The sequence below is a fragment of the Gilliamella sp. B2887 genome, assembly GCF_026537015.1.
GTDB lineage: Bacteria > Pseudomonadota > Gammaproteobacteria > Enterobacterales > Orbaceae > Gilliamella.
On the sequence record NZ_JAFNMX010000001.1, the window covers coordinates 326,416 to 351,462 of the forward strand.

At 33.9% G+C, this 25,047-nt stretch carries 15 protein-coding genes; 10 read left to right on the forward strand and 5 right to left on the reverse strand.

The genetic code is table 11. From position 1 onward, the window contains the following. Positions 1–9: 9 nt before the first annotated feature. The 3 genes from J3U13_RS01470 to J3U13_RS01480 form a co-directional block, all read right to left on the reverse strand. Positions 10–1,473: a tagaturonate reductase gene (locus J3U13_RS01470; RefSeq protein ID WP_267339617.1), complete on the reverse strand. Its 1,464-nt coding sequence runs from the start codon at positions 1,471–1,473 to the stop codon at positions 10–12. 18 nt (positions 1,474–1,491) lie between these two features. Further along, on the reverse strand, positions 1,492–2,904 hold the full coding sequence (gene uxaC / locus J3U13_RS01475) for a glucuronate isomerase (RefSeq protein ID WP_267339618.1): 1,413 nt from the start codon (positions 2,902–2,904) through the stop codon (positions 1,492–1,494). 68 nt (positions 2,905–2,972) lie between these two features. Further along, a complete protein-coding gene (locus tag J3U13_RS01480; RefSeq protein WP_267339619.1) occupies positions 2,973–4,241 on the reverse strand; it encodes an MFS transporter in 1,269 nt (422 codons plus the stop codon). Positions 4,242–4,483: 242 nt separating this feature from the next. Between J3U13_RS01480 and exuR the strand changes: the two genes are divergently transcribed. Beyond that, complete coding sequence (gene exuR, locus J3U13_RS01485) at positions 4,484–5,266, forward strand: transcriptional regulator ExuR (protein WP_416380283.1); 783 nt, start codon at positions 4,484–4,486, stop codon at positions 5,264–5,266. A gap of 556 nt (positions 5,267–5,822) precedes the next feature. Here exuR and lolA read toward each other — a convergent pair. Beyond that, positions 5,823–6,416, reverse strand: coding sequence for an outer membrane lipoprotein chaperone LolA (gene lolA, locus J3U13_RS01490; RefSeq protein WP_267339622.1), 594 nt, complete (start codon positions 6,414–6,416; stop codon positions 5,823–5,825). A gap of 175 nt (positions 6,417–6,591) precedes the next feature. Between lolA and J3U13_RS01495 the strand changes: the two genes are divergently transcribed. The 7 genes from J3U13_RS01495 to J3U13_RS01525 all read left to right on the forward strand — a co-directional run bounded on the left by J3U13_RS01495 (position 6,592) and on the right by J3U13_RS01525 (position 19,941). Next, positions 6,592–7,932, forward strand: coding sequence for a replication-associated recombination protein A (locus J3U13_RS01495; RefSeq protein ID WP_267339623.1), 1,341 nt, complete (start codon positions 6,592–6,594; stop codon positions 7,930–7,932). A gap of 706 nt (positions 7,933–8,638) precedes the next feature. Continuing rightward, entirely contained in the window at positions 8,639–10,027 is a 1,389-nt protein-coding gene (locus tag J3U13_RS01500) for a hypothetical protein (RefSeq protein ID WP_267339624.1), read from the forward strand. Positions 10,028–10,738: 711 nt separating this feature from the next. Further along, positions 10,739–12,136, forward strand: a complete 1,398-nt coding sequence (locus J3U13_RS01505) for a hypothetical protein (RefSeq protein WP_267339625.1) — start codon at positions 10,739–10,741, stop codon at positions 12,134–12,136. 321 nt (positions 12,137–12,457) lie between these two features. After that, positions 12,458–14,743, forward strand: coding sequence for a class 1a ribonucleoside-diphosphate reductase subunit alpha (nrdA, locus tag J3U13_RS01510; protein ID WP_267339626.1), 2,286 nt, complete (start codon positions 12,458–12,460; stop codon positions 14,741–14,743). Positions 14,744–14,885: 142 nt separating this feature from the next. Continuing rightward, positions 14,886–16,016, forward strand: coding sequence for a class Ia ribonucleoside-diphosphate reductase subunit beta (gene nrdB, locus J3U13_RS01515; RefSeq protein ID WP_416380284.1), 1,131 nt, complete (start codon positions 14,886–14,888; stop codon positions 16,014–16,016). 322 nt (positions 16,017–16,338) lie between these two features. Continuing rightward, positions 16,339–18,993 carry a bifunctional uridylyltransferase/uridylyl-removing protein GlnD gene (gene glnD, locus J3U13_RS01520; RefSeq protein WP_267339629.1) on the forward strand — a complete coding sequence of 885 codons (2,655 nt, stop codon included), beginning with the start codon at positions 16,339–16,341 and terminating at the stop codon, positions 18,991–18,993. Positions 18,994–19,017: 24 nt separating this feature from the next. Continuing rightward, positions 19,018–19,941, forward strand: a complete 924-nt coding sequence (locus J3U13_RS01525; RefSeq protein ID WP_267339630.1) for an AEC family transporter — start codon at positions 19,018–19,020, stop codon at positions 19,939–19,941. 141 nt (positions 19,942–20,082) lie between these two features. On the opposite strand, the gene J3U13_RS01530 is transcribed toward J3U13_RS01525, so the two are convergent. Continuing rightward, the gene (locus J3U13_RS01530) at positions 20,083–20,763 is read right to left on the reverse strand and encodes an HD domain-containing protein (protein ID WP_267339631.1); all 681 of its coding nucleotides are present in this window, start codon (positions 20,761–20,763) and stop codon (positions 20,083–20,085) included. Between the two features lie 373 nt (positions 20,764–21,136). Between J3U13_RS01530 and mprF the strand changes: the two genes are divergently transcribed. Both mprF and J3U13_RS01540 read left to right on the forward strand, forming a co-directional pair. Beyond that, complete coding sequence (gene mprF / locus J3U13_RS01535; RefSeq protein ID WP_267339633.1) at positions 21,137–23,737, forward strand: bifunctional lysylphosphatidylglycerol flippase/synthetase MprF; 2,601 nt, start codon at positions 21,137–21,139, stop codon at positions 23,735–23,737. Positions 23,738–23,741: 4 nt separating this feature from the next. Continuing rightward, positions 23,742–25,022 (forward strand): virulence factor family protein, encoded by a 1,281-nt coding sequence (locus J3U13_RS01540; RefSeq protein ID WP_267339634.1) that lies wholly within the window; start codon positions 23,742–23,744, stop codon positions 25,020–25,022. Positions 25,023–25,047 lie beyond the last annotated feature (25 nt).

The window sequence follows — 25,047 nt, forward strand, 5'->3', positions numbered from 1 at the left end:
CCACTCATGTTATTTGCTACCAGTAACACATTTTTTAATAGCACTGCGCATTCCTTCTTGAGTAATGACAGTTAAATATTGTGTTAATGTTTGTGATAATTGCGGAATGCTGAGTAAATCACAATCCCAATGAGCACGATCACTGAGTACTGTTTGAACTAATTGTGCAAGTGTTTCATTGCCACTATTAACCTTCGCCCAGCCTGTACTGAAACGCTCTAACCAAATTGCTTCATCCTGTAATGGATAATTTTGATTACTTCTCACACCACGATAAAAAGCAATTAAGGCAGCGAAAGAGAAGACTAAATGATTAGGTAATGCGCTTTTTGCTTTTTGATAAGCGAGCAACTGCGGAAGTATACGCGTTTTAAATTTGGTCATACTATTTAGAGCGATTGACAATAATTGGTGCTCAATAAATGGGTTTTTAAAACGATTGATAACTGACTGTGCAAAATCAACTAATTCTTGGTGTGGTAAATCTAAAACAGGAATAATCTCATCAAAAATGGTCTCTTTAATGTACTCGAAGATTTGTGAATCATTCATTGATTCACCTACCGTATCAATTCCTGCCAGATAAGCAACAGGAACCAACGCGGTGTGTGCACCATTTAAAATCGCGACTTTACGCTCTTTATATGGCTTAATATCATCGACAATTTTGATATTCATGTTGCATTTATCTAAGCGCAATTTCTGTGCTAACCATTGTGGACCTTGGATAACAAAAAGATAGAAGTATTCTGCTGAATCAATAAAGTTATCTTTATAACCTAATTCCGATTCTAATTCAGCCATTTGAGCTTTAGGGTAACCAGGTACAATCCTATCAACCAATGTTGAACAAAATACATTATCATTTTCTAACCAGTTAATAAATTTGTCTGACAAGTTCCATTGTTTGGCATAGTTTAAAACTAAGTTTTTCAGTGCGTCACCATTATAATCAATTAACTCACATGGAATAATGATTAGACCACTTTCTTTGCTACCAGAAAAATGGCTAAATCTTTCATATAAGAAAGCGGTTAATTTAGCTGGATAGCTAGTAGCTGGCTGGTCAGTGAGTTTGTCACTTTCAACATAACTGATGCCCGCTTCAGTGGTATTAGAAAAAATAAATTGGATATTAGGATCTTTTGCAAGTTCAAGATATTGGTCATATTGTGTATAGACATTTATCTCAGTGTTAACCGAACGAATCATCCTAAATTCTTTTACCGTTTCATTGCTTTCATTTAATCCACGGATTAACGTGGTATATAAACCATCTTGCGTATTTAATGATGGTGGAAAGTCTGTATTAAGTGGACGAATAATAGCGACACCAGCATCAAGATCGGTTTTTTCATTCAAGATATCCAATTGCCAATCTAAAAAAGCACGCAAAAAATTGCCTTCGCCGAATTGTACAACACGCGTAGTATATTTAGCACCAGGAAAATCAACTCTGTTTAATGTTTTCATTACTATCACTCTAATCTATTAATTTAATTCAATACCAAAATAGTTTTTTGCATTATCAAAACTGATATTTTTGACCATCTGTCCTAATAATTCGATATCACCTGGTGCTTCACCATCTTCAACCCAACGACCAATCATACGGCATAAAATGCGTCTAAAATATTCATGACGGGTATAAGAAAGGAAACTGCGGCTATCGGTTAGCATTCCAACAAAACGACTTAATAAACCAAGTTGAGCAAGTTGGGTCATTTGCCGAATCATGCCATCTTTTTGATCGTTAAACCACCAACCTGAACCAAATTGCATTTTGCCTTGTATTGATTCCCCTTGGAAATTACCTATCATCGTACCCAAGATTTCATTATCAGATGGATTTAAACAATAAAGAATGGTTTTAGGGAGAGCATTTTGTTTAGCTTGTGCATCTAAGAGTCGAGACAATGGTTGAGCAATTGGCGAATCATTAATAGAATCAAAACCAACATCAGGTCCCATCAGTTTAAACATTTTTGAATTGTTATTACGTAAAGCGCCAATATGGTATTGCTGAACCCATCCACGTTTGTTGTATTCACTGCCTAAGTAGATGATAACCGCAGTCTTGAATTGAGCGATCTCTTTCGAAGTTAAATTTGCACCCGTTAACCGTTTAGTTAAAATTGCATCTAATTCTTTTTCTGTTGCTTCTTCATAAACTACTGTATCTAAAGCGTGATCAGAAACTTTACAACCATGTGCAGCAAAATGATCCATACGTTTTGCTAAAGCCTGACAAAGTTGGTGAAAGCTTGAGATGCTGATATCTGCTACTGTCGATAATTTTTCTATATAAGAAACAAAAAATTCAGAATCAATATTAAAAGCTTTATCAGGACGCCAACTTGGTAAAACTTTAATATCAAATGAAGTATCTTGAGCAATGGTTTTATGGTGAATTAAATCATCAATTGGATCATCGGTTGTGCCTACCATTTTCACATTCATTTTTTTCATAATACTACGCGCAGTAAAATCTTTAGTTTCAAGCATTGCATTACAGGTATTCCAAATGGTTTCAGCCGTTGCAGGTGAAAGCGTAATGTTATCGATGCCAAAGGGTCTACGTAATTCTAAATGGGTCCAATGATAAAGTGGATTACCTATCGTATGAGGTACTGTTTCAGCCCATGCTTTAAATTTATCAAAATCATTAACGTCGTTGCCCGTACAAAATTTTTCTGGTACACCATTAGTGCGCATGGCACGCCATTTATAATGATCGCCTTTTAACCATATATCGTATAAATTTTTAAATTGATAATCTTGCGCGATTTGTTCTGGCGGTAAATGACAGTGATAATCAAAAATTGGCTGTTGTGCCGCATAATTGTGATAAAGTTGACGAGAAAATTCTGTATCAAGTAAAAAATCTTCAGTTAAAAAACGCATGTTATTCTCCATAAACCGTATTTATCTATTGGATTGCACACGCCAATGGCATGTACAACTTGATTAATTTATTGTTGTTCAGTTGTAGATGGTGCTTTTAATATTGTCCATACCGCTAATGCAGCTAAAAGATCAAGACAACTTAATATTACAAATAATGGACTAAAACCAACTGATTCCGCAACCGCTCCCACAATTAAAGCAAAGATAGTACTTGCAAGCCATGCCGCCATACCTGTAAAGCCATTTGCAGTTGCAACTTCATTTCGACCAAATACATCGGAAGATAATGTAATTAATGCACCAGATAATGCTTGGTGAGCAAATCCTCCAATACAAAATAAAAAGATAGCAACATAGGGATTTGCAAACAGCCCAATTAACCCAGGAGCAATCATTAATATGCCACCAACAGTCACAACTAATTTGCGTGAGTTAATCAAACTGACATTAAAATATTTTTGGAAAAATGGCGCCATATAGCCGCCAAGTACACAACCAAAATCAGCAAACAGCATTGGCATCCAAGCAAAAATTGCAATCTGTTTTAAGTCAAAACCATAAGTTGTAAACATAAATAATGGGATCCAAGCGTTAAAGGTTCCCCATGCCGGTTCAGCTAAAAATCTAGGAATGGCAATACCCCAAAAGCGACGAGTACTCACAATTTTATATGCAGGTAATTTTTCAGTATTTGAAGTTTGGTGACTTACTTCTTGCCCAGATAGAATGTATTTTCTTTCTTCTTCTGATAATCGTTTTTGGTTAGTTGGATGACGATAAAGAGCAAACCAAAATACCCCCCAAACAAAACTTAATAAACCACAAATAATAAATGCTAACTGCCAGCTATGTAACCATATTGCTCCGGCGACTAATGGCGGTGCTATCATTGCCCCAACCGATGATCCTAAATTAAACCAACCAACGGCAATTGATCTTTCTTTCGCTGGAAACCATTCACTTGTTGCTTTTAAACCAGCAGGAATCATAGCCGCTTCAGCAGCACCCACTGCTCCACGAGTGAATGCAAGACCAACCCAACTGCCTGAAAATGCAGTACTAATACAAAAGATTGACCATAATAGAGCGAATACCGCATAACCTACGCGTGTACCCAATAAGTCAAGTACATAGCCAGCTACAGGTTGCATTACCGTATAACAGGCTGAATAAGCAGCAACAACATATGAATATTGTTGAGTTGTCATACCCATGACTTCATTAAGCACTGGGGCAGCAACAGCAATTGAATTTCGAGTTAAATACCCAAGAATGGTGCCAATGGTTACTAACGCTATCATATACCAGCGAAGATTTTTTATTGCTTTGTACATTTTATGCTCCCTATACATTATAAATTTTGGCGCATATTAACATGTCAGTCAACTTAAAAAGTTGACATACATCACAGAACATAACAATTAACCACCATAAAAATCAGGTTGTTCATTTGTCAGTCTTATTGAAAAAATATCAGATAAGGTTACAAAAATTTAATCAAAGCTTGTTTAACTCTAAGCAATTAGATGGTATTTTAAGAACCAAACTAGAATTATGGAATTATTCAAACATTATTATGATCCAAGAGCAAAATGAACATCAGCGTCTTTATCAAGTTATCGCTACAGAATTAAAAAACCGTATTATTAATGGTATTTATTCTGTTGGAAGTAAATTACCGTCAGAAAGACTTATTTGTGAAGAATTAAAAGTCAGTCGTTCGGTGGTAAGAGAAGCGATTATTATGCTAGAAGTTGAAGGTTTTGTTGATGCTAGAAAAGGGTCTGGTATACATGTTATTGCAAATAAGCAACAGACCATCAATATAATTAGTGACTCACACGGACTTAATTTTGCAACAACAGGGCCATTTGAATTATTACAAGCCCGTCAATTAATTGAAAGCAATATTGCTGAGTTTGCTGCAACTCAGATCACAAAAGATGATATTGTAAATCTATTAGAAATTCAGCACAATGCCAAAAAAGAAGATCACTATCGTGACTCTGATTGGGATCTGAAATTTCACACCCAAATAGCCATGATTACGCGTAATACAGCTTTAATAACCATTGTTGAAGAAACATGGCGACAGCGAACTTTAAATCCTTTATGGAAAAAACTTCATGAACATGTACAGCAACAAGATATCGAAAGCTGGTGGGAAGAACATGATAAAATTCTTGAGGCATTAATCAATCGAGATCCCAAAGCAGCCAAATTAGCGATGTGGCAACATCTAGAAAATACGAAAAAAATGTTATTTGATGCAGCGAGTGAAGATTTTGAAACTAAACGCGATCATTACCTGTTTTCAGATAATCCAGTTGTCAGTATTAATGAAAATGAATTTGAATAAATATTCAATTTATGCCTTGTTCATCCATATTCTTGATATCAAACTAACCTCATATTTTATATAGAACAAGTGAATGATCGGGGCTTTTACTCGTGTTATTTTGAACATGACAAGTTAATATCAAAAAGAACTTTTTATACATAACAATAGGACTCAATCAAACCGATATGGCATAATAATACTAAAAAAGATTCAATAAATTTAAAATATAAGTTATGTTATCGCTTGTTTAGTCAATGACAAATCAGTACGATTTTTTTAACCTAACTGATTCTAGATTGATACTCAATAAACTGATCTTAGAAATAAATATTTATAATATTTTTCATATAAACACTGAATGATCATATTGGCAATATTGAATGGCATAATTAAGTTCAGATAAAAGACATTCACTGATATTTTACAGAGTTCTCATCTTTTATCTGATAGCTTGTTAAAAGTCTTTAAAACTGATAAAGTTCATTACTCATTTTATTAATAACGGTTTAAAATAAAAAAATAAATAAGAGACATAAATAAATTTTCACATCACTTAAATCATCTCTACAGAGAACTAACGTTGATCATCAATTGTTATACCTGCTGGTGGAGTAAATTTAAATTTGTCTGAGTCAACTTTGCCAAGTTTTTGGCTAAATAATTCATAGTCGCTACGTTGCCCATCTTCTTCAATAATGGAAAAGTTAGAAATCATGCCCGTTGGTAACACCGAAATAACAAAAACCTGATTAGATCCATCTGTTGGTTTTAATGTAAATGAATCTTGTTTACGAGTCACATTATAAACATTCCAAATGGCATTGTGACTATCAGTAATCAGTAGCATCAATCGATTATCCACTGCTTTTTTTAAATCCATTACACTCACCTGCTCAACCGCTGGTATATAGACCCACATATCTGTTCCATCGGAAATAATTGAGGTTTCATCGGGTTCGTGCATTGTCCAATTAAAATAATAAGGTCTTGTAACCCAAAGCTCTCCTTTACCTTCTTGAACCATTTGGTTATCAGCAGTTTTTACCTCTTGAGAAAAATGTGCATAAAAACCATCTATTTTATCAAGGCGGCGTTGTAACAACTCTTTATCGCCAGCCCATACTGAAGCGCTAGCCAACAATCCCATTAACAATAAAAACTTTTTCATAACTCATCCTTATGTACTTTATTTGGCAGTATTGAAATCAACTTCGATAATTGAAATTACTTAAAATATTACTGTTTTTTAGTTAGAGGGAAAAGATATTTTCTTTTCTTTTTCACTAATTTCATTCAATAAGTATATAATACCTATAACTTTGTAAAACTGGACTCAATGTGTTATGCCTAGTATGTCTTTTGAATTTACGACAGAAGAATTTAAGCCGTTAGCGGCAAGAATGCGTCCTCGTACGTTATCAGAATATATTGGTCAAACACAACTTTTGGGTGCTAACAAACCTTTACCAAAAGCGATTACTGCCGGTAATTTGCATTCGATGATTTTATGGGGGCCTCCTGGGACGGGTAAAACGACACTTGCTGAAATCATTGCCCATCATGCCAATGCTAAAGTTGAAAGAGTTTCGGCAGTGACGTCAGGAATCAAAGATATTCGTGAAGCCATTGAAAGGGCGAAAATTAATCAGCAAGCGGGTATCCGTACCATTTTATTTGTTGATGAGGTTCACCGTTTTAATAAAAGTCAACAAGATGCATTTTTACCCTATGTTGAAAATGGTACCGTAACATTTATAGGGGCTACCACTGAAAATCCTTCATTTGAATTGAATTCTGCATTATTATCACGTGCTCGTGTGTATCTGCTTAAATCATTAACCACACATGATATTGAGCTAATCTTACAACAAGCGATAGATGACCCAGAACGCGGATACGGTAAATATAAAATTACCCTACCAGATGAAACCAAAAAACAAATCGCGGAATTTGTGGGTGGGGATGCGAGACGTGCCTTAAATACTCTTGAACTTTTAGTCGATATGTCTGATGGACAACCACTTACGCCTGCATTACTCAAAGAGATAATTGGAGAACGTAGCGCTCGATTTGATAATCAAGGTGATCGTTATTACGATTTAATCTCTGCTGTTCATAAATCGATTCGAGGTTCAGCACCCGACGCAGCACTCTATTGGTATGCTAGAATTATTTCGGCGGGCGGTGATCCACTTTATGTTGCTCGCCGATTGTTAGCTATAGCTTCGGAAGATGTGGGTAATGCTGATCCAAGAGCAATGCAAGTTGCACTAGCGGCATGGGATTGCTTTACACGTGTTGGTCCAGCTGAAGGTGAGCGCGCTATCGCACAAGCAATTGTGTATCTTGCTTGTGCACCAAAAAGTAATGCGGTATATTTAGCTTTTAAACAAGCTATGCTTGATGCGCAATCAAAGCCCGATTATGATGTTCCACAACATTTACGTAATGCACCAACAAATTTAATGAAAAAGTTAGGTTATGGTGCTCAGTATCGTTATGCTCATGATGAACCTAATGCATTTGCAGCAGGAGAAAATTATTTTCCGCCTGAATTAGCCGATAGCAAGTATTATTATCCAACCATGCGTGGTGCCGAAAAAAATTATCGTGATAAACTCGCTTGGTTAGAATCGCAAAATCAAGCCAGCCCTATTCAACGTTATAAACCATCCAAAGATTAAATCAATCTGTAAAATGGTCATATTATGACAAAATGATGACTTCCAATTATATAGAAATATATTGCTATTCATCATTGGGAAATACTTATAGTGCATTAAATTTAGTAACGCTTTCAATTCAACATTTGTTTACTAATATCAACTCTAAAGTCATGATATTGACAATTTATTGATTACCCTCAATCGTCAAAACCTATTGTTTTCCCTATATTTTCATCTTTAATTCAGCAAAAAGGCTATAACATTTTCTAAGTTACGATCCTAAAAGGCATTAACATTTTCAAGTATATTTTTAAAACTCCTGTGACTCGATACCGTTAATAATGGGTATCATTTACATTACGAAATATTACTCGGGTATGGACAATAACTTCTATTATTTTAAGCAAACAAAAAATTAAAAAACTTATTGTTTATTATGAATATATTTCATCAGATGTAAGACAGTGAATTATACCTATCATGTTCATTTTTACCTGTTAAAAAGGGTTATATCGCTAATATTTACTTTTTAAATACACAATAATTGACAAAAATTAAAAAAAAACGGTAGTTTTAGATATAATTGATCGACTAGCTATATTATTTTTATTATAATCAGCTCATTAATGATTCAGGTTATCGAATCATTAATTAAAATAAACTAATATATAAAACAAATAATTACATAATAAAATTAACAATTTTAAACATGAAAGTGAATACAATGATCAGATCCTTAAAAACAACTAGGTATGCTTTACTGCTATTACCTTTTTTTCAGTTAAGTTATGCTAACTTGACCATCGAAACAGCTAAAACAATACAAGGAACACAACCAAGATTATCAGAAGACTTAGAAAACGAATTACTAAATAATGGCGAATTAAAACAGTTATTTGGATTACGTATTGATCATAAAGATTATTATGGTGAAGAAGGGATAGCTAGCATGCCAGTTCCAATTAATCATCCATTTAAAAATCGATTTATTCCTGCACAAATTAAACAACCTAATGAAAATGAATATTTTGATAGGGACGGTGATAAATTATCGTACATTTTACCTGCAGATCCGTCAAAAGATATTAAAATGCAATGGTACTATACAGATTCAAGAAATAACGACATTGCCTTTACACCCAAAGACACTGATACATTTTGTTCATTGTCAGCAGAAGGAAAATTTGCGCCCTATAAAGTTAAATTATCTACAGATTTAGTTTTATTTTCTGAATCTGGTGATCCTGATCATACTACTTATCCTAATGACGTTATTAAAAATCAACCATCGGCAACATTTACTGTTATAGATGATATTGGCATTTGTTTTGCAAAACCATCATTAAGACCTAATCTTCCTTCAAGCGATAAAGATCAGTGGATTGCCCAAAAAGGGTTCAAAACTCAGTCAAATACAGACCCAACAAAAAACTTTCCAAATACCGGTTTTGTTGGTGCTAAATTTGAACTAATCCTATCTCAAACAAACCTTTATGCCAATTATGAATGGAATGTAAAACAGGGTAATGATCTTGTCACAGTTACCAAAGATGCTAGAACGAATATACCAACAGTAATCTTCAATGGACCTGATGCAAAAGATACAGAAAAAGCTTGGGAGCATGTTATGGGTGGCTCAGGAGATGGATATCCAGTTGTTATAGAAGGAAAAAACACTAAAACCGGTAAAATAATCCAATATGCCTTTACCATTACCAAATGGTTTGATACTTGGGAGCAAACTGTTATCAACAACATTTATTATGCAAAAATAGATACCGTTGCGAAAGTTGTTGCAGCATGTAAGAAAAAACCGGGTCATTACCGTTTAAGTCAAACTTCCGATGTAACGAATGCTATTGAACCAGATACCGCTAAGACTATTTATATTACGCGTGAAATAGGGACTTTATTTAGCGAATGGGGTGATGTGGATCAATTGAATTACCCAGGATCTTTTGCTCCGAATGTAGCAGGTACTTACAAATTCTTTTATGTAGAACAACCAAGTAATAACAAAGTTTGTGACATACATATTGATACAGGTATATATCATTGTCGTCCTGTTGACACAGAACTAAAAAATGCTGTCTGTGCATCCTATAGACCTTAATATCTAAATGCGGTAAATTCTATTTAAATAAAATGACCATCGAAAAAAGATGGTCATTGTCACTCAACTTATTATTCTATTCTTCGATACCTATCGTATTGTTTACTTCATCATCAAATCAATAAATTAATTTCTAATAACAATGCATTTTTATTAAAAAAATTCTGTAATTTAATGATTGATAGAATTTTATTCATTTTAATGATCTATTTTTCAGTTTGATCTTTTTTGAATGAATTTAACAATACACATTGCGATAAAATTTACAGCATGTTAAATATCCTTGCCAATATGAAGATACTGAAGATAAATTGGTGATGGTGAATTGATATAAAACTTGTAACTCAGTTATGTTTCTGTAAATAACACCTAGCATCTATGAAAAGATGGTCATTATCAATTAAATTGTCGTTTTTTTCTTTTATCTCTTTCTTTTATTCATTTCTTACTAAAAATTATCAAAGTACTGATCAGTGACCATTAACTTCATTATTTATCATTTTAGAAAGCTTTTCATTCGATTGTTAACACAATATATCCGTTAATCATATGAATAAATGAATGATTATTTAAATAGTAAATTCTCATATTTAATTTTATTTTCTTTTCGACTAAACTTAATAATTAAGTTATACTATTTGTAAATATAGAAAAGTTTATGTAAATAAACCTTCTTTTTTCCAATAAATATTTAATGAAAGAAATAAAATAATGAAATTAATAACTTTTAGCCGTCATATAAAAAGCATTACATGTACATTACTTTTGTTGCAATTTTCTACCAGCAGTTATGGATATTTTACATCTCAAACAGCGCAAACAATTCAAGGTAGTCGTCCATCTTTAACACAAGAAATGGAACTGAATATTGAGAATTTGGAGTTATTTGGTTTGAGTATTGATGAGCATAATTATTACGGTAATGAATTAGCGAATATGCCTGTTCCAATTAGCTATCCATTTAAAGATAAGATAAAACCAGCAAAAATTAAACAGCCAGACGATAAACAATTTTTTGATAGGGATGGTGATAAATTAGATTATCTCGGAGTTGATGGCGATATTAGTATGGTGTGGTACTATACGGATGCTAGCAACAGAGAGATTGAATTTAAACCAAAAAACAATGATACATTTTGTTCATTGGTCGCTGAAAAAAAATATGCACCTTTTAAAGTGAAGCTTTCTGCCAATTTAGTTTTATTTTCTAAATACGGTGATCCAGATAATAATACTTATCCTAACAGTGTTATCAAAACTCAGCCATCAGTAACATATACACTCATTGAAGATGTAGGCATCTGTTATGCAAAACCAGAATTAAAACCAACTGCCGTCTTAACTAGTGATAAAAAACACTGGGATTCAACCAATGGTTTTTTAACTCAATCCATTGTTGACCCAACAAAAAACTTTCCAACTACTGGCTTTTATGGTGCTAAATTTGATCTAATCTTATCTAAAAATGGCCTTGTCAATAATTATAATTGGCGTGTAAAACAAGGTAGTGAACTTGTTACTATTGACTATAGTAATGCCAATGTCGTAACCGTATTGTTCAAAGGACCAGATGCTCAAGATGTAAAAAAAGCTTGGGAACATGTTATGGGTGGATCTGGCAAAGGATATTCAGTTGTTATTGAAGGAGTAAATAAAAAAACCAATGTAGCAATTCACTATGCCTTTACTATAACCAAATGGTATGATGCTTGGCAACAAAATATTACCAATAACAATTATATTTCATTGACAGCTCCCGTTGCGAAAGTTATTGAACAGTGCAGTAAAAAACCTGGTCATTATCAGTTAACTTATGCTGAAGAAATAAGTAATGCTGTTGTGGGAGCGAAAAATGACGTGAAATTTACACGAGAAATCGGTAGATTAATCAGTGAATGGGGTGATGCAAGTCAAAAAACTTATCCTGGTTCTTTTGCGCCTCATGCAGGCGGAGCTTACAAATACTTTTATGTATGGGAACGAACAGAACAAGGGGGGAAAAAAGTGTGTGACATACATATAGATACAGGTGTATATCATTGTCGTCCCGTCGACACAGAAGCAAAAAATGGTGTATGTGTTTCAGTACCTGCACAAACACAAGAGTAATTTTTTTAAGCTCTATTTATTAATAGAGCTTTTTTTTAACTTTTAAATAATAACTTTAAACAATCATTCATAGATAAAGTCTTATATCCTCATATTTTTGTTATTTTAGTTATCATCTCGTTATCCTTATTGTATCATCTGAAAAGATTCATCATTTAAAATGGCTTTATCAATTTTAGCTGTTAAAATCAATAATATAAACTAAGTAACAAACATACTACATATAGTAATTAATTCATTAATAGGTACTATATATTGTATATTTTGACAAATATCAATTATTATAGCCTTCCACAAGACACATACGAAACCGGATGAAAAATGAACAAATCAATGCTTGTCACTAAACGAAATGGCAAAAAAGAACCGATTAATCTTGATAAGATCCATAAAGTAATTACTTGGGCAGCAGAAGGATTAGAGAATGTTTCCGTTTCGCAAGTTGAGTTACGCTCACATATCCAATTTTATGATGGCATTCATACTTCTGATATTCATGAAACAATTATTCGAGCTGCAGCTGATCTGATTTCACAAGAAACACCAGATTATCAATATTTGGCTGCACGTTTATCAATTTTTCATTTACGTAAAAAAGCTTTTAATCAATTTACTCCTCCCCCTCTTTTTGAACATGTTAAAAAATTAGTCGATTGTAAACGCTATGATAAACATTTACTTGAAGATTATACTCAAGAAGAATTTACACAAATGGATAAGATGATTGATCACTGGCGTGATATGTCTTTTTCCTATGCAGCAGTAAAACAGTTAGAGGGTAAATATTTAGTACAAAACCGTGTTACAGGTGAAATTTATGAAAGCGCACAATTTTTGTATATTTTAGTTGCCGCTTGCCTTTTTGCTCATTACCCAAAAGAAACCCGACTTGATTTTATCAAACGTTTTTATGATGCAGTGTCAACATTTAAAATTTCACTACCAACACCCATTATGGCAGGCGTTAGAACCCCTACTCGTCAATTTAGCTCATGTGTTCTTATTGAATGCGATGATAGTTTAGATTCAATCAATGCCACAGCTAGTGCAATTGTCAAATATGTCTCACAACGTGCAGGAATTGGTATCAATGCGGGACGTATTCGCGCTTTAGGTAGTTCAATTCGTGGGGGAGAAGCGTTTCATACCGGATGCATTCCATTTTACAAATACTTTCAAACTGCAGTTAAATCATGTTCGCAAGGCGGTGTACGAGGTGGTGCAGCTACCGTATTTTATCCAATATGGCATTTAGAAGTTGAAAGTTTACTTGTTTTACGAAATAACCGTGGTGTTGAAGAAAATCGAGTTCGTCATTTAGATTATGGTGTTCAAATTAATAAGTTGATGTATCAGCGACTGATTAAAAACGAAAATATAACACTGTTTAGCCCTTCTGATGTCCCTGGACTTTATGATGCATTTTTTGCGGATCAAAATACCTTTGAAACACTCTATCATCAATATGAACAAGATGTAACTATCCGCAAACGTGTGGTAAAAGCAATTGAACTCTTTTCATTGCTAATGCAAGAACGTGCATCTACTGGTCGAATCTATGTGCAAAATGTTGATCATTGTAATACTCATAGTCCATTCAATGCACAATTAGCACCAGTGCACCAATCGAATTTATGTATGGAAATTGCGCTACCAACTAAGCCCCTTAATAATGTTAATGATGAAAAAGGAGAAATTGCGCTTTGTACCTTGTCCGCTTTCAATCTAGGTAAAATTGATTCTCTTGATGATTTTGACGAATTAGCTGATCTTACCGTACGAGCACTTGATTCACTGCTCGACTATCAAGATTATCCCGTACCCGCTGCCCGTAACTCATCTATCAATCGACGAACGTTAGGTATTGGCGTAATTAACTATGCCTATTATTTAGCTAAACATGGAGTCAAATATTCCGACGGCAGTGCCAATCATTTAACCCACCGCACGTTTGAAGCAATGCAATATTATTTGTTAAAAGCGTCTAATAATTTAGCAAAAGAAAAAGGTGCTTGCTCACTTTTTAATGAAACAACCTACTCGCAAGGTATTTTACCGATTGATACTTATAAAAGAGATTTAGACACTATTTGCAAAGAACCATTACATTATGATTGGGAATCATTACGTGAATCAATAAAAACTTATGGTTTACGTAACTCGACCTTATCAGCATTAATGCCGTCAGAAACATCATCACAAATTTCGAATGCGACTAATGGTATTGAACCTCCTCGTGGTTATATCAGTGTTAAAGCATCTAAAGATGGTATTTTAAGACAAGTCGTGCCGGATTATGAGAATCTAAAAAATGCATATGAACTGCTATGGCAAATACCAAATAACACAGGTTATTTGCATTTAGTTGGTATTATGCAGAAATTTATAGATCAATCCATTTCTGCTAATACCAATTATGATCCAACTAAATTCCAAAATGATAAAGTACCCATGAAACAATTATTAGCTGATTTACTGACAGCTTATAAATTTGGTGTAAAAACACTCTATTATCATAATACACGTGATGGCGCTGAAGACATTCAAGGTGATATCCCATTAACTGAAAGTGATGATGGCTGTGAAGGTGGAGCTTGTAAAATTTAGTTAACTTTTATTATTGAAAGATTGATACTTGATATCGTATTTAGGGGGGAAGCTAATAACCCCTAATGATTTCCCCCCTCTTTTCTAATGACGAAAGGTGGCGGTAAAAGCAACCAACTCAATGAGGAATAATTTTATGAGTATGAATTACAGTACCTTTTCGCATGTACATAATGATCAACTTAAAGAACCCATGTTTCTTGGTCAACCCGTAAATGTTGCACGATATGATCAACAAAAATATGAAATGTTCGAGAAATTAATCGAGAAGCAACTTTCTTTCTTCTGGCGACCGGAAGAAGTGGATATCTCTCAAGACCGTATTGATTATGCCGCTTTACCAGAACATGAAAAACACATATTCATTAGTAATTTAAAATATCAAACCTTGCTTGATTCAATTCAAGGACGTAGTCCAAATGTAGCACTGCTTCCACTCATTTCGATTCCTGAGCTCGAAACATGGGTTGAAACTTGGTCATTTTCTGAAACTATTCACTCCCGTTCATACACACATATCATTCGAAACATTGTTAATGATCCTTCTGTTGTTTTTGACGATATTGTTACAAATGAAGAAATTCAAAAACGTGCTGGTGATATTGCGGGCTATTATGATGATCTTATCAGTTATGCAAGTTACTATAATTTATTAGGTGAAGGCAAACATACTGTTAACAACAGTACCATAACTATTGATTTGCGTGAACTTAAAAAAAAGCTTTATCTATGCTTAATGAGTGTTAATGCGCTTGAAGCCATTCGTTTTTATGTCAGTTTTGCTTGTTCTTTTGCCTTCGCTGAACGTGAATTAATGGAAGGTAATGCTAAAATTATTAAGCTTATTGCTCGTGATGAAGCTCTGCATTTAACAGGAACTCAATTTATGATCAACACCCTACGCAGTGGTGAAGATGATCCTGAAATGGCTGAAATCGCCAAAGAGTGTGAGCAAGATTGCTACGATTTGTTTTTGCAAGCTGCCAATCAAGAAAAAGAATGGGCTGGATACTTATTCGAAAGTGGCTCAATGATTGGTCTAAATAAAGATATTTTATGCCAATATGTCGAATATATTACCAACATCCGTATGCAAGCAGTTGGACTAAAATTACCCTTCCAAGTCAAATCTAACCCAATCCCATGGATAAACAACTGGCTCGTTTCAGACAATGTCCAAGTTGCTCCACAAGAAGCCGAAATGAGTTCTTATTTAGTTGGGCAAATTGACTCTGAAATGAATGAAGACGATTTAAGTGATTTTGAATTATAGTTTTTTACTTAAACGTATAGTTAACCTGAAACTTTTTTACAAAAAGAATCGTTTCTTTCATTAAAAATGCTGTATAAAAATACTAATAATCTTTTTTGTCATTCAAAACGATTATTAGTATTTCTTATTTAAATTGACGCGCTTATCGCATACTAATAATCAATTATCCATTAACAAGCTAATTTGCACATAATTTTTTTATCGATTAAATAATAAAATTATTATTAAAACTTATAAACAATTCAAATAACTGTAACTTGACAGTCATCTAAAATCAGGTGACGATATGACAATTGACTCATCCTAATTTAATATGATGACTATGACTCAAACGCATATGTTATACCCTATTTCTCCGCTTAATTTTAGCGATGAACAGATAAATATTAACTATCTCAAACAACAGCTCAATGACTTTCAACAATGGTCTGTTATACAATTTGAACAAAATGTCGATATTGATATTTTAGTGCATTTACGCAGTCATTTTATCGATCAACTGTTGCAACGTTTATGGTGCTATTTTCAAATTCCTGAACAAGTTTCTTCTCTTTTTAAACAAAATCGTATAGCTTTAATTGCCGTTGGCGGATATGGTCGGATTGAACTTCATCCATTATCAGATATCGATATATTGATCTTAAGTGATCATCCATTTGCTAAAGATATTGAAAAAAAAGTCAGTGATCTGGTTCGTTTGCTTTGGGATCTTCATTTAGATATAGGCCATAGTGTTAGAACGTTAAAGACTTGTCTACAAGAAGCAAAAAATGACATCACCATCATGACGAACTTGATCGAATCAAGGATAATAGCTGGCAGTCAATCATTATTAGATGAACTTCGTGAACACATTTTTAGTGATAAGATCTGGCCTTCTGCTGCTTTTTTCCGAGCGAAAGTGCAAGAACAACAAGACAGACATAAACAATATCATAGTACCAGTTATAATCTCGAACCCGATTTAAAAAATAGCCCAGGTGGGCTTCGCGATATGCAAATCATACAGTGGATTGCAATTCGCCACTTTGGAGAAGAATATTTACAAAAAATAGCTCACTTTGATTATTTAACCCCCGAAGATATTGAAGACTTTAAGACATGTCGAAATTTCTTATGGCGTATGCGCTTTGCTCTACACAGTGTCATAACGCGCTATGATAATCGCTTACTGTTTGATCGTCAGTTAAGCATAGCGAATATGCTCGGTTACCATGGTGAAGGCAATACACCAGTCGAAAAAATGATGCGCGATTATTATCGTGTTGCCCATAATATCACTGAGCTTAATCAAATGTTACTACAACTGTTTGATGAATCTATACTGGAACTTAATCCACAAAATAAAAGCTATGATATAGATGAACATTTCAAAATTAGGGAAAAACTCATTGATGTAAAAGATGACAATTTGTTCAAAAAAGATCCAGTCATGATTATGCAACTTTTTTATACTATATTGCTGAATCCACAAATTATAGGGCTTTATTCAAATACGATAAGACAACTACGTTCAGCACGAAGACAATTAACGACACTGCTGAGTGAAGATGCCAAAGCAAGATCACTGTTTATGAAAATAATTAAACACCCAGATGCAATAAAAAAAGCAATCTTACCAATGCATCAATATGGTATCCTCACTGTTTATATACCCGGTTGGAAACATATTGCAGGGATGATGCAATTTGATCTGTTCCATGCTTACACCGTAGATGAACATACTATTCGCCTACTGCTTGAGCTTGATAGTTATAAATCCGAATCCGGCAAACAAAGACACCCTAATAGTTCTAAAGTTTTTGCTAAACTATCTAAACCTGAGCTACTTGTGATTACTGGTTTATTTCATGATATTGGTAAGGGTCATCATGGTGATCATTCCGAAATCGGTGCCAAATTAGTAGAAAATTTTTGTCAATTACACGAATTAGAGCCTAGAGATACAGATTTAATCATTTGGTTAGTACGTTATCACTTACTTATGTCAGTAACCGCCCAAAGCCGAGATTTACAAGATCCAGCGGTTATCAGCGAATTTATTCAAATTGTAAAAAGTGAGCGACGTTTACAATATTTACTGTGTCTGACTGTTGCAGATGTCTGTGCAACAAATGAGACCCTTTGGAACAGTTGGAAGCAAAGCTTAATGCGTCAACTGTATGAAACAGCAAAACGATCATTTGATTCCGGTATTCATCAAATACCTGAGCAACGAAGTATTGCTCGTCAACATAAGCAAGAAGCATTAGCTATCTTACTTAAACAAAATTACGATGAACAAAAAATAAAAAATCTTTGGTTAGATTATCGTATTGACTACTTTTTACGCTATACCACAGAACAAATTGTCTGGCATGTACAAAATTTATTATCACATGATTTGAACCAAATTCTAGTATCGATCAATCCAAATCCTTATCACGGTGGTACTGAAATAATTATTTATTCACCTGATAGACCTTATCTGTTTGCTACTGTATGCAATACACTTAACAATCATAACTTAAGCATTCATGATGCACTCATTATTACAAATAAAAAAGGATTTGCACTTGATACTTTTATTGTATTAGAGCCAAATGGACAAACATTACAAAACGATAGGTATCAAAGCATTATACAAGCGCTAACTAAAGCCCTTAAACAGCCTGTTTACAAAGGTGTGACTATTAAACCACCTAAACAAAGGTTACGATCGTTTTCGGTACGAACACAGGTCAATTTTTTATCTGCTTTCAATGAAAGGCAAACATACATGGAACTCATAGCTTTAGATAGACCCGGATTGCTTGCATGTGTCGGTGAAGTATTTGCTAACTTAGATGTATCATTGAGTAGTGCTAAAATTGCAACTATTGGTGAACACATTGAAGATTTATTTATCTTAACCGATAAAAATAACAATGCGCTAGATGATAATACCTGTTATCAATTACGAGAATCGATTATTAAAGCTGTTGAATTATTGAATTAATTATTCAAATGCAGGATGTAATTTATGCAATTTTTTATTATTTTGTTTCCTATTTTTTGTATTTTTATTGTCGGATTTATTTCTCAGAAAATAGTAAAATTTGACGTTGCTAATCTTTCAAAAATGTCACTGTATGTGCTTTCTCCTTTTTTAGCTTTTAAAACCTTTTATGTCCATACTTTGACCATTGATTACCTATATTATATTTCTTATATTTTAGGACTCTGCTTATCATTAGTATGTATCATCTCTATTTGGTCAATCATCATGAAATATTCGACTAAAGAACGTTGTGCAATAATTTTAAGCTCTTGTTTTATGAATAACGGTAATTACGGTACCCCAGTACTATTAGTATTTTTTGGTAGTATAGGTTTTGAGCTTGGTGTAATTATGATGGTGTTACAGCAATTTGTGATGAGTACCGTTGGCATTTATTATGCGGTAAAAGGGAGTTCTCATAGTGACATTGTTAGCCAAAAAGATGTCATTAATAAAGTAATTCGTATGCCTGTTGCTTATGGTGCACTTTTAGGTATTATTTTCCAGTTATGCCACATCCCTTTGTCGAAATCCATTATGACATCCATTGGCATGATTGGGGATGCATCTGTTGTAGTAATTATGATTATTTTAGGGATGCAGTTGGCTAAAATAAAGATCACACAACTCGATTATCCTAAACTTTCATTTTCGTTAATAACCCGTATGATAATTTCACCGTTGGTGGCAACGTGTATGGTCTACTTTATGCCAATTTTACCTGTTTATAAACAAGTATTGATCGTGTTATCGGCAATGCCAAGCGCAGCTAATACCACTTTAATGTCTGTACAATTTGATACCAACCCTGAACTGGTTTCTAGTGCAACGTTAATAAGCACATTACTCAGTTTGATAACATTACCCACTGTACTATGGCTTGTTAACGCCCCCATCCCTTTTTGATACAAAGTCGCGTTCTTTTCAGCAAAGAACGCTAAATCAAACGATAAAAAAGGTCATCATCTATCCTAGACATACCATTTAAAAATGTTAATCCGTCATGACGTTAAGACCATAGCTTTCTATAAATTGTTCTAAGAAAGATTAATCTTCACCTTGCCACTCTTTTTCAAATTGTTGAACAAATGCAACTAATAAATTATGTCTGGATAAAGCCAATTTTTTTGCCTTTTCTGTATTCATCCTATCTTTCAATGAAAACAGTTTTTCATAGAAATGATTAATAACGGTATTGGGGCGTCTATAACTTTCTTCATCAATAACCGTTCTTGGTAAAAGAGTAGGATCGTGCATAATATTATGCTTATTACCTCCATAATAAAATGTTCGTCCTATACCTATTGCTCCAATGGCATCTAAGCGATCGGCATCTTGTACAATTTGCCCTTCAAGTGATAATGTTTTTTTACCTGATAAATTTTTTCGAAAAGACATATTTTCAATAATATCAATTATCATTTTTATATTATGATCTAATATGTTTAGTGAATTCAGATAATAATATAATTGTTCTGTCGCTTGATGGACATCATTGACAACTTTTTCATCAATAACATCATGTAAATAAGCACTTAAAATTACGATAAAGGCATCCGCTTTTGGTTCATAAGGTAAGATTTTTTTTGCTAATCTAACTACGCGCTCAATATGCGCCATATCATGACCTGAAAAATCATTAGCAAGTTTTTGCTTAACATAAGCTTGTATTTTTTCAACAATCTGATGTTGTTCTTTTGTTAATTCAATTGATTCGTTTATGCTCATTTAATTTATGATTATCCATTTAATTAAAAGAAAATTAGAAATTTAAAAGTTTTAGTAAAGATTATGCTAACCATAACTTAAATAGGTTACCACAATTGATTCGCTATTAATTTAATTAAACTTGAAAATATTAAGTTATTAGATGATTCAACGTTCTTAGATTTGTGTTTAACAATAAACATCAATTCGTTTCCATTCATTGATGTCATTCGTTTATTAAATACTCAAGAAATAGACAAATATTGTAAAAAAATTCTAATGATTAATGGTTTTTTTAAATTTCCTTTAGTTTCTCACGATTGTTTTCATTAGTTTGCAACGGTAGAATGCGCCAATCTAAAACACCATTAAAGCAAGTATCGGAGTTGCTCACGTGAAAATATTAGCGCGTAAAGTTCTGCCTTGGCAATTGATAGAATACTTCACTCGCTATCGTCAAATCATAACGTTATTGTTTGGATTATCCATCTTTTTTATTGCACTTATTTTATGCTGGCATTTACTTAAAGATATTAATCTATGCGATTTAAAAAATGCTGTTGACAACCTTTCAACTATAGCCATTTTGCTTGCTTGTTTATCTGCTATTGGCAGCTATTTGATGCTTATTGGCTGCGAATGGTGTGCAACACGATATGCAGGTGTAAAATTGAAACCATCAGTGATAATGCTTGGTGGTATCTGTGCTTCGGCTATTGGTAATGCGATTGGTTTATCCGCTTTATCAGGCGGTGCGATTCGTTGCCGATTATATTTCAAACAAGGATTAACGACTATCGACGTAGCCAGAATGTCGATATTTGTTACATTGCCATTAGGGCTTATTCTGCCCCTACTGGCTACGATAGCTGCTTTAATAAATATTCAAAATACTATGTTAGCACTGCATTTATCCCAAAAAAATGTAGTGTTAATCTCATGTGGCATAATTTGCTTTTATGCTGGCATGTTGATCTTTTTATATTGCAATCGATTAGAAACAAAACCGAATAAAGATACCCAATTATTCCAATTATTTCACTGGTCAATACGTTTACCTAATTTGCGCCTTGCATCTCACCAATTTGTCATTACATTAATCGATACAGTTTTAGCTGGGACTATTCTCTACTTTTTAGTACCAGTTCAACCTCATTTTATTACCTTTATTATGATCTATATTCTGGCTTTAGTTGCTGGGGTATTGAGCCACATTCCTGGCGGTGTAGGTATTTTTGAAGCAGTGATGTTGGCTGCATTTTCATCCGAAATTGGCCCTGCTTCATTAACTGTTGCGTTAATTATTTATCGTATCATTTATATTTTAATACCACTTGTTATAGCTAGTTTTTTACTTTTAATAAATGAAAGTAAACATTTTTTTGCAATGCCAGAAGTTAAAGAAACTGAAACAGGTATTGCGGCTATTATTATGGCGGCAGCTGTTTTTTTTGCTGGTATGGTAATGATGTTTTCAAGCGTTCTTCCCGGATTTAATCACCACTTAGTCAGTACCTTTATTCCCAATAAAATCATTAATACGGCTCATTTAGTCGCCAGTTTAATCGGAGTTTTATGTGTATTACTGGCAGTGGGCGTACGCCGAAGACTTTATTCTGCATGGGCGGCTTCGATCATTTTATTGTTTTTAGGTAGTATTTGCTCGCTTTTACGGGGCTTGCATTGGATAGAAGCTAGCACGTTATTCACAATCGCGATGTTATTAATCCATTTCAGACATGCTTTTTATCGCAAAAGTCGATTAAATGTATTGCCTTTTCCTTTTAAATCCTTCGCTGTCTGCTTTTGCCTAATCGCTGTTCTTGTATGGTTAATATTATTTATCTATCAAGATGTACCTTATAGTCATTCATTATGGTGGCAATTTGAACTCGACACTCGTGTACCACGAGTATTAAGAGCAACTTTAGGCAGTTTTATTTTATTAATTTGTATTATGCTCTATTGGTTATTTCATCCAGCTTTGCCAATATTAAACAGTCCAAAACGCGAAGAGTTAACCAAGGCTCATCAAATTATTTTAAATTCAGCTCAGCCAGAAGGTGGACTTGCCATGACTGGCGATAAATCACTGTTATTTAATGAATCACACACTGCTTTTATTATGTATGCCAAACGTGGCAGAAGCATGGTCGCACTGTATGATCCAATTGGTGATAACACGGATCGAGCGGATTTAATTTGGGATTTCAGAGATTTATGCGATGCCCACCATCTTCGTCCTGTATTTTATCAAGTTAAAGCCACTAATTTACCTTTTTATATGGATATTGGTTTGCGAACAATAAAATTAGGTGAAGAAGCTTTGGTGAATTTAGAAAAGTTTGATCTTTCATCTAAAGGATATAAAGATCTTCGTTATACATGGAACAGATGCCAACGCGATGGGCTTAGTCTTGAATTTTATGCACCAGGTTCGGCTCCACTTGATGAGTTAAAAGTTGTATCCGATTCATGGTTAAAAAGCAAACATTCTAGAGAGAAACAATTTTCACTGGGATCTTTTTCAAAGTCATATTTAGATAATTTCACTATTGCTGCTATCAAATTTGAAGGTCGTATTATTGCTTTTGTAAATTTACTTGAAACAAATCAACATTACTCAGCTAGCATCGATCTAATGCGATTTGCTGAAAATATTCCTAAACTCACCATGGAATTTTTAATGATTGGTTTAATTCTGCACTATAAAGAAAAAGGATTTGAATATTTTAGTTTAGGTATGGTACCTCTATCAGGCATGCAAAGAAGACGCGGAGCCCCATTAATTCAAAGGTTTGGTGCATTAGTATTCAGGCGTGGGGGTCGATTTTATAATTTTCAGGGATTACGTCGTTTTAAAGACAAATTTGCAACTCATTGGGAGCCGCGTTATATGGCAGTTCCTGCTGGACTTGATCCATTTGTTGCTTTAATCGATACCACTATGCTGATCTCAGGTGGATTAACTGGCTTAAAAAAGAAAAAGAGCTGATTTTATGAAAAAATTTATTCGCTATTTTTTGTTATTCATTGTCATATTACTAATTATTTTGTTTGTATTTACTAGCTGGCATTATATAAAAAATCGCGGCAATGCAACTGTGAAAACCGTGGCTGTAAACAATGATTTTTCAGTAGTATTAGCTAACCCAAAAAATTCAGTAGAAGCAGCCGCGATGATTGTTGCCACTCAAAAAGATCATTTTACTGAAAAACAATTATTGGATTTATCTCAAAAAATGGGTGCTCGGTTGGTTCAATTTGAATTGAAACCTCAGGCAAGTTGTGCAGAACAACAAAATCGTTTTAATCAAGCATTAAAAATTTTAAACGAGCCTGAATTTGTGGTTGCGGGTATGGAAGAAGGCGCGGCTTTTGCTTACCGTTGGCTGGCTAAACAACAAAATGATGATGCTAAAGCGTTATCAATAGAGTTCACTTTGGATAATCAAGATTGTGAAGCACCCTTACCTGCTCAAGCAACACGAGGAGCATGGCAAGTAATTTGGAACAACCCGCCTGATGAACAAGTGGCAATTTTTCCTCGCCAACAAAAACAAATTAAAGTAACGACTGAAATTGGCGAATATCAAGCATCACCAACCGAACTTTTAAGTTCACATTTATCATCCATTTTATTTGGTGAATATAAACCACTGCCAGTTATAGAATTACCGGCTAAAAACAAACAACAACATCCTAATACCGTTACATTTTATTATTCAGGTGATGGTGGATGGCGAGATTTAGATAAAGTTTCAGCAGAATATATGGCTTCACATGGTTATTCCGTTGTTGGCGTTGATGCACTAAAGCTATTTTGGCAACATCGTTCAGTTGAACGTAGTACTAAAGATTTAACTTATTTAATGCAACAATATCGAGAAAAGTGGGGAACGACTAAGTTTATACTAGCCGGCTATTCATTCGGTGGTGATATCTTACCTGCACTATACAATCGTTTATCTAAGGAAGATCAACATAGTATTCAAGCTTTAATCATGATAGCTTTTTCAAAAGACGCTAATTTCGAAATAGAAGTTAGTGGTTGGCTTGGTCAATCTGGTGATGAAATGAAAACTGCTCCTGAAGTGAATCAGATTCCAGCAAATAAATTATTTTGCATCTATGGAGAAGAAGAAAAAGAGGATACTGGTTGCTTACAACCAGAGATGAAAGGTGAAGCTTACCAATTACCTGGTGGTCATCATTTCGATGAAAATTATGAACATTTAGGGCAAATTATTATGCAAGCAATTGACAAACGAATTCTATAAGTAAATAAAGTTAGATGAGTTCATT

Bases quoted from the DNA above. Each gene is read 5' to 3' on its own strand.
- J3U13_RS01470 (WP_267339617.1), bottom strand. From the start codon at position 1,473: ATGAAAACATTAAACAGAGTTGATTTTCCTGGTGCTAAATATACTACG.
- uxaC (WP_267339618.1), bottom strand. From the start codon at position 2,904: ATGCGTTTTTTAACTGAAGATTTTTTACTTGATACAGAATTTTCTCGT.
- J3U13_RS01480 (WP_267339619.1), bottom strand. From the start codon at position 4,241: ATGTACAAAGCAATAAAAAATCTTCGCTGGTATATGATAGCGTTAGTA.
- exuR (WP_416380283.1), top strand. From the start codon at position 4,484: ATGATCCAAGAGCAAAATGAACATCAGCGTCTTTATCAAGTTATCGCT.
- lolA (WP_267339622.1), bottom strand. From the start codon at position 6,416: ATGAAAAAGTTTTTATTGTTAATGGGATTGTTGGCTAGCGCTTCAGTA.
- J3U13_RS01495 (WP_267339623.1), top strand. From the start codon at position 6,592: ATGCCTAGTATGTCTTTTGAATTTACGACAGAAGAATTTAAGCCGTTA.
- J3U13_RS01500 (WP_267339624.1), top strand. From the start codon at position 8,639: ATGATCAGATCCTTAAAAACAACTAGGTATGCTTTACTGCTATTACCT.
- J3U13_RS01505 (WP_267339625.1), top strand. From the start codon at position 10,739: ATGAAATTAATAACTTTTAGCCGTCATATAAAAAGCATTACATGTACA.
- nrdA (WP_267339626.1), top strand. From the start codon at position 12,458: ATGAACAAATCAATGCTTGTCACTAAACGAAATGGCAAAAAAGAACCG.
- nrdB (WP_416380284.1), top strand. From the start codon at position 14,886: ATGAATTACAGTACCTTTTCGCATGTACATAATGATCAACTTAAAGAA.
- glnD (WP_267339629.1), top strand. From the start codon at position 16,339: ATGACTCAAACGCATATGTTATACCCTATTTCTCCGCTTAATTTTAGC.
- J3U13_RS01525 (WP_267339630.1), top strand. From the start codon at position 19,018: ATGCAATTTTTTATTATTTTGTTTCCTATTTTTTGTATTTTTATTGTC.
- J3U13_RS01530 (WP_267339631.1), bottom strand. From the start codon at position 20,763: ATGAGCATAAACGAATCAATTGAATTAACAAAAGAACAACATCAGATT.
- J3U13_RS01540 (WP_267339634.1), top strand. From the start codon at position 23,742: ATGAAAAAATTTATTCGCTATTTTTTGTTATTCATTGTCATATTACTA.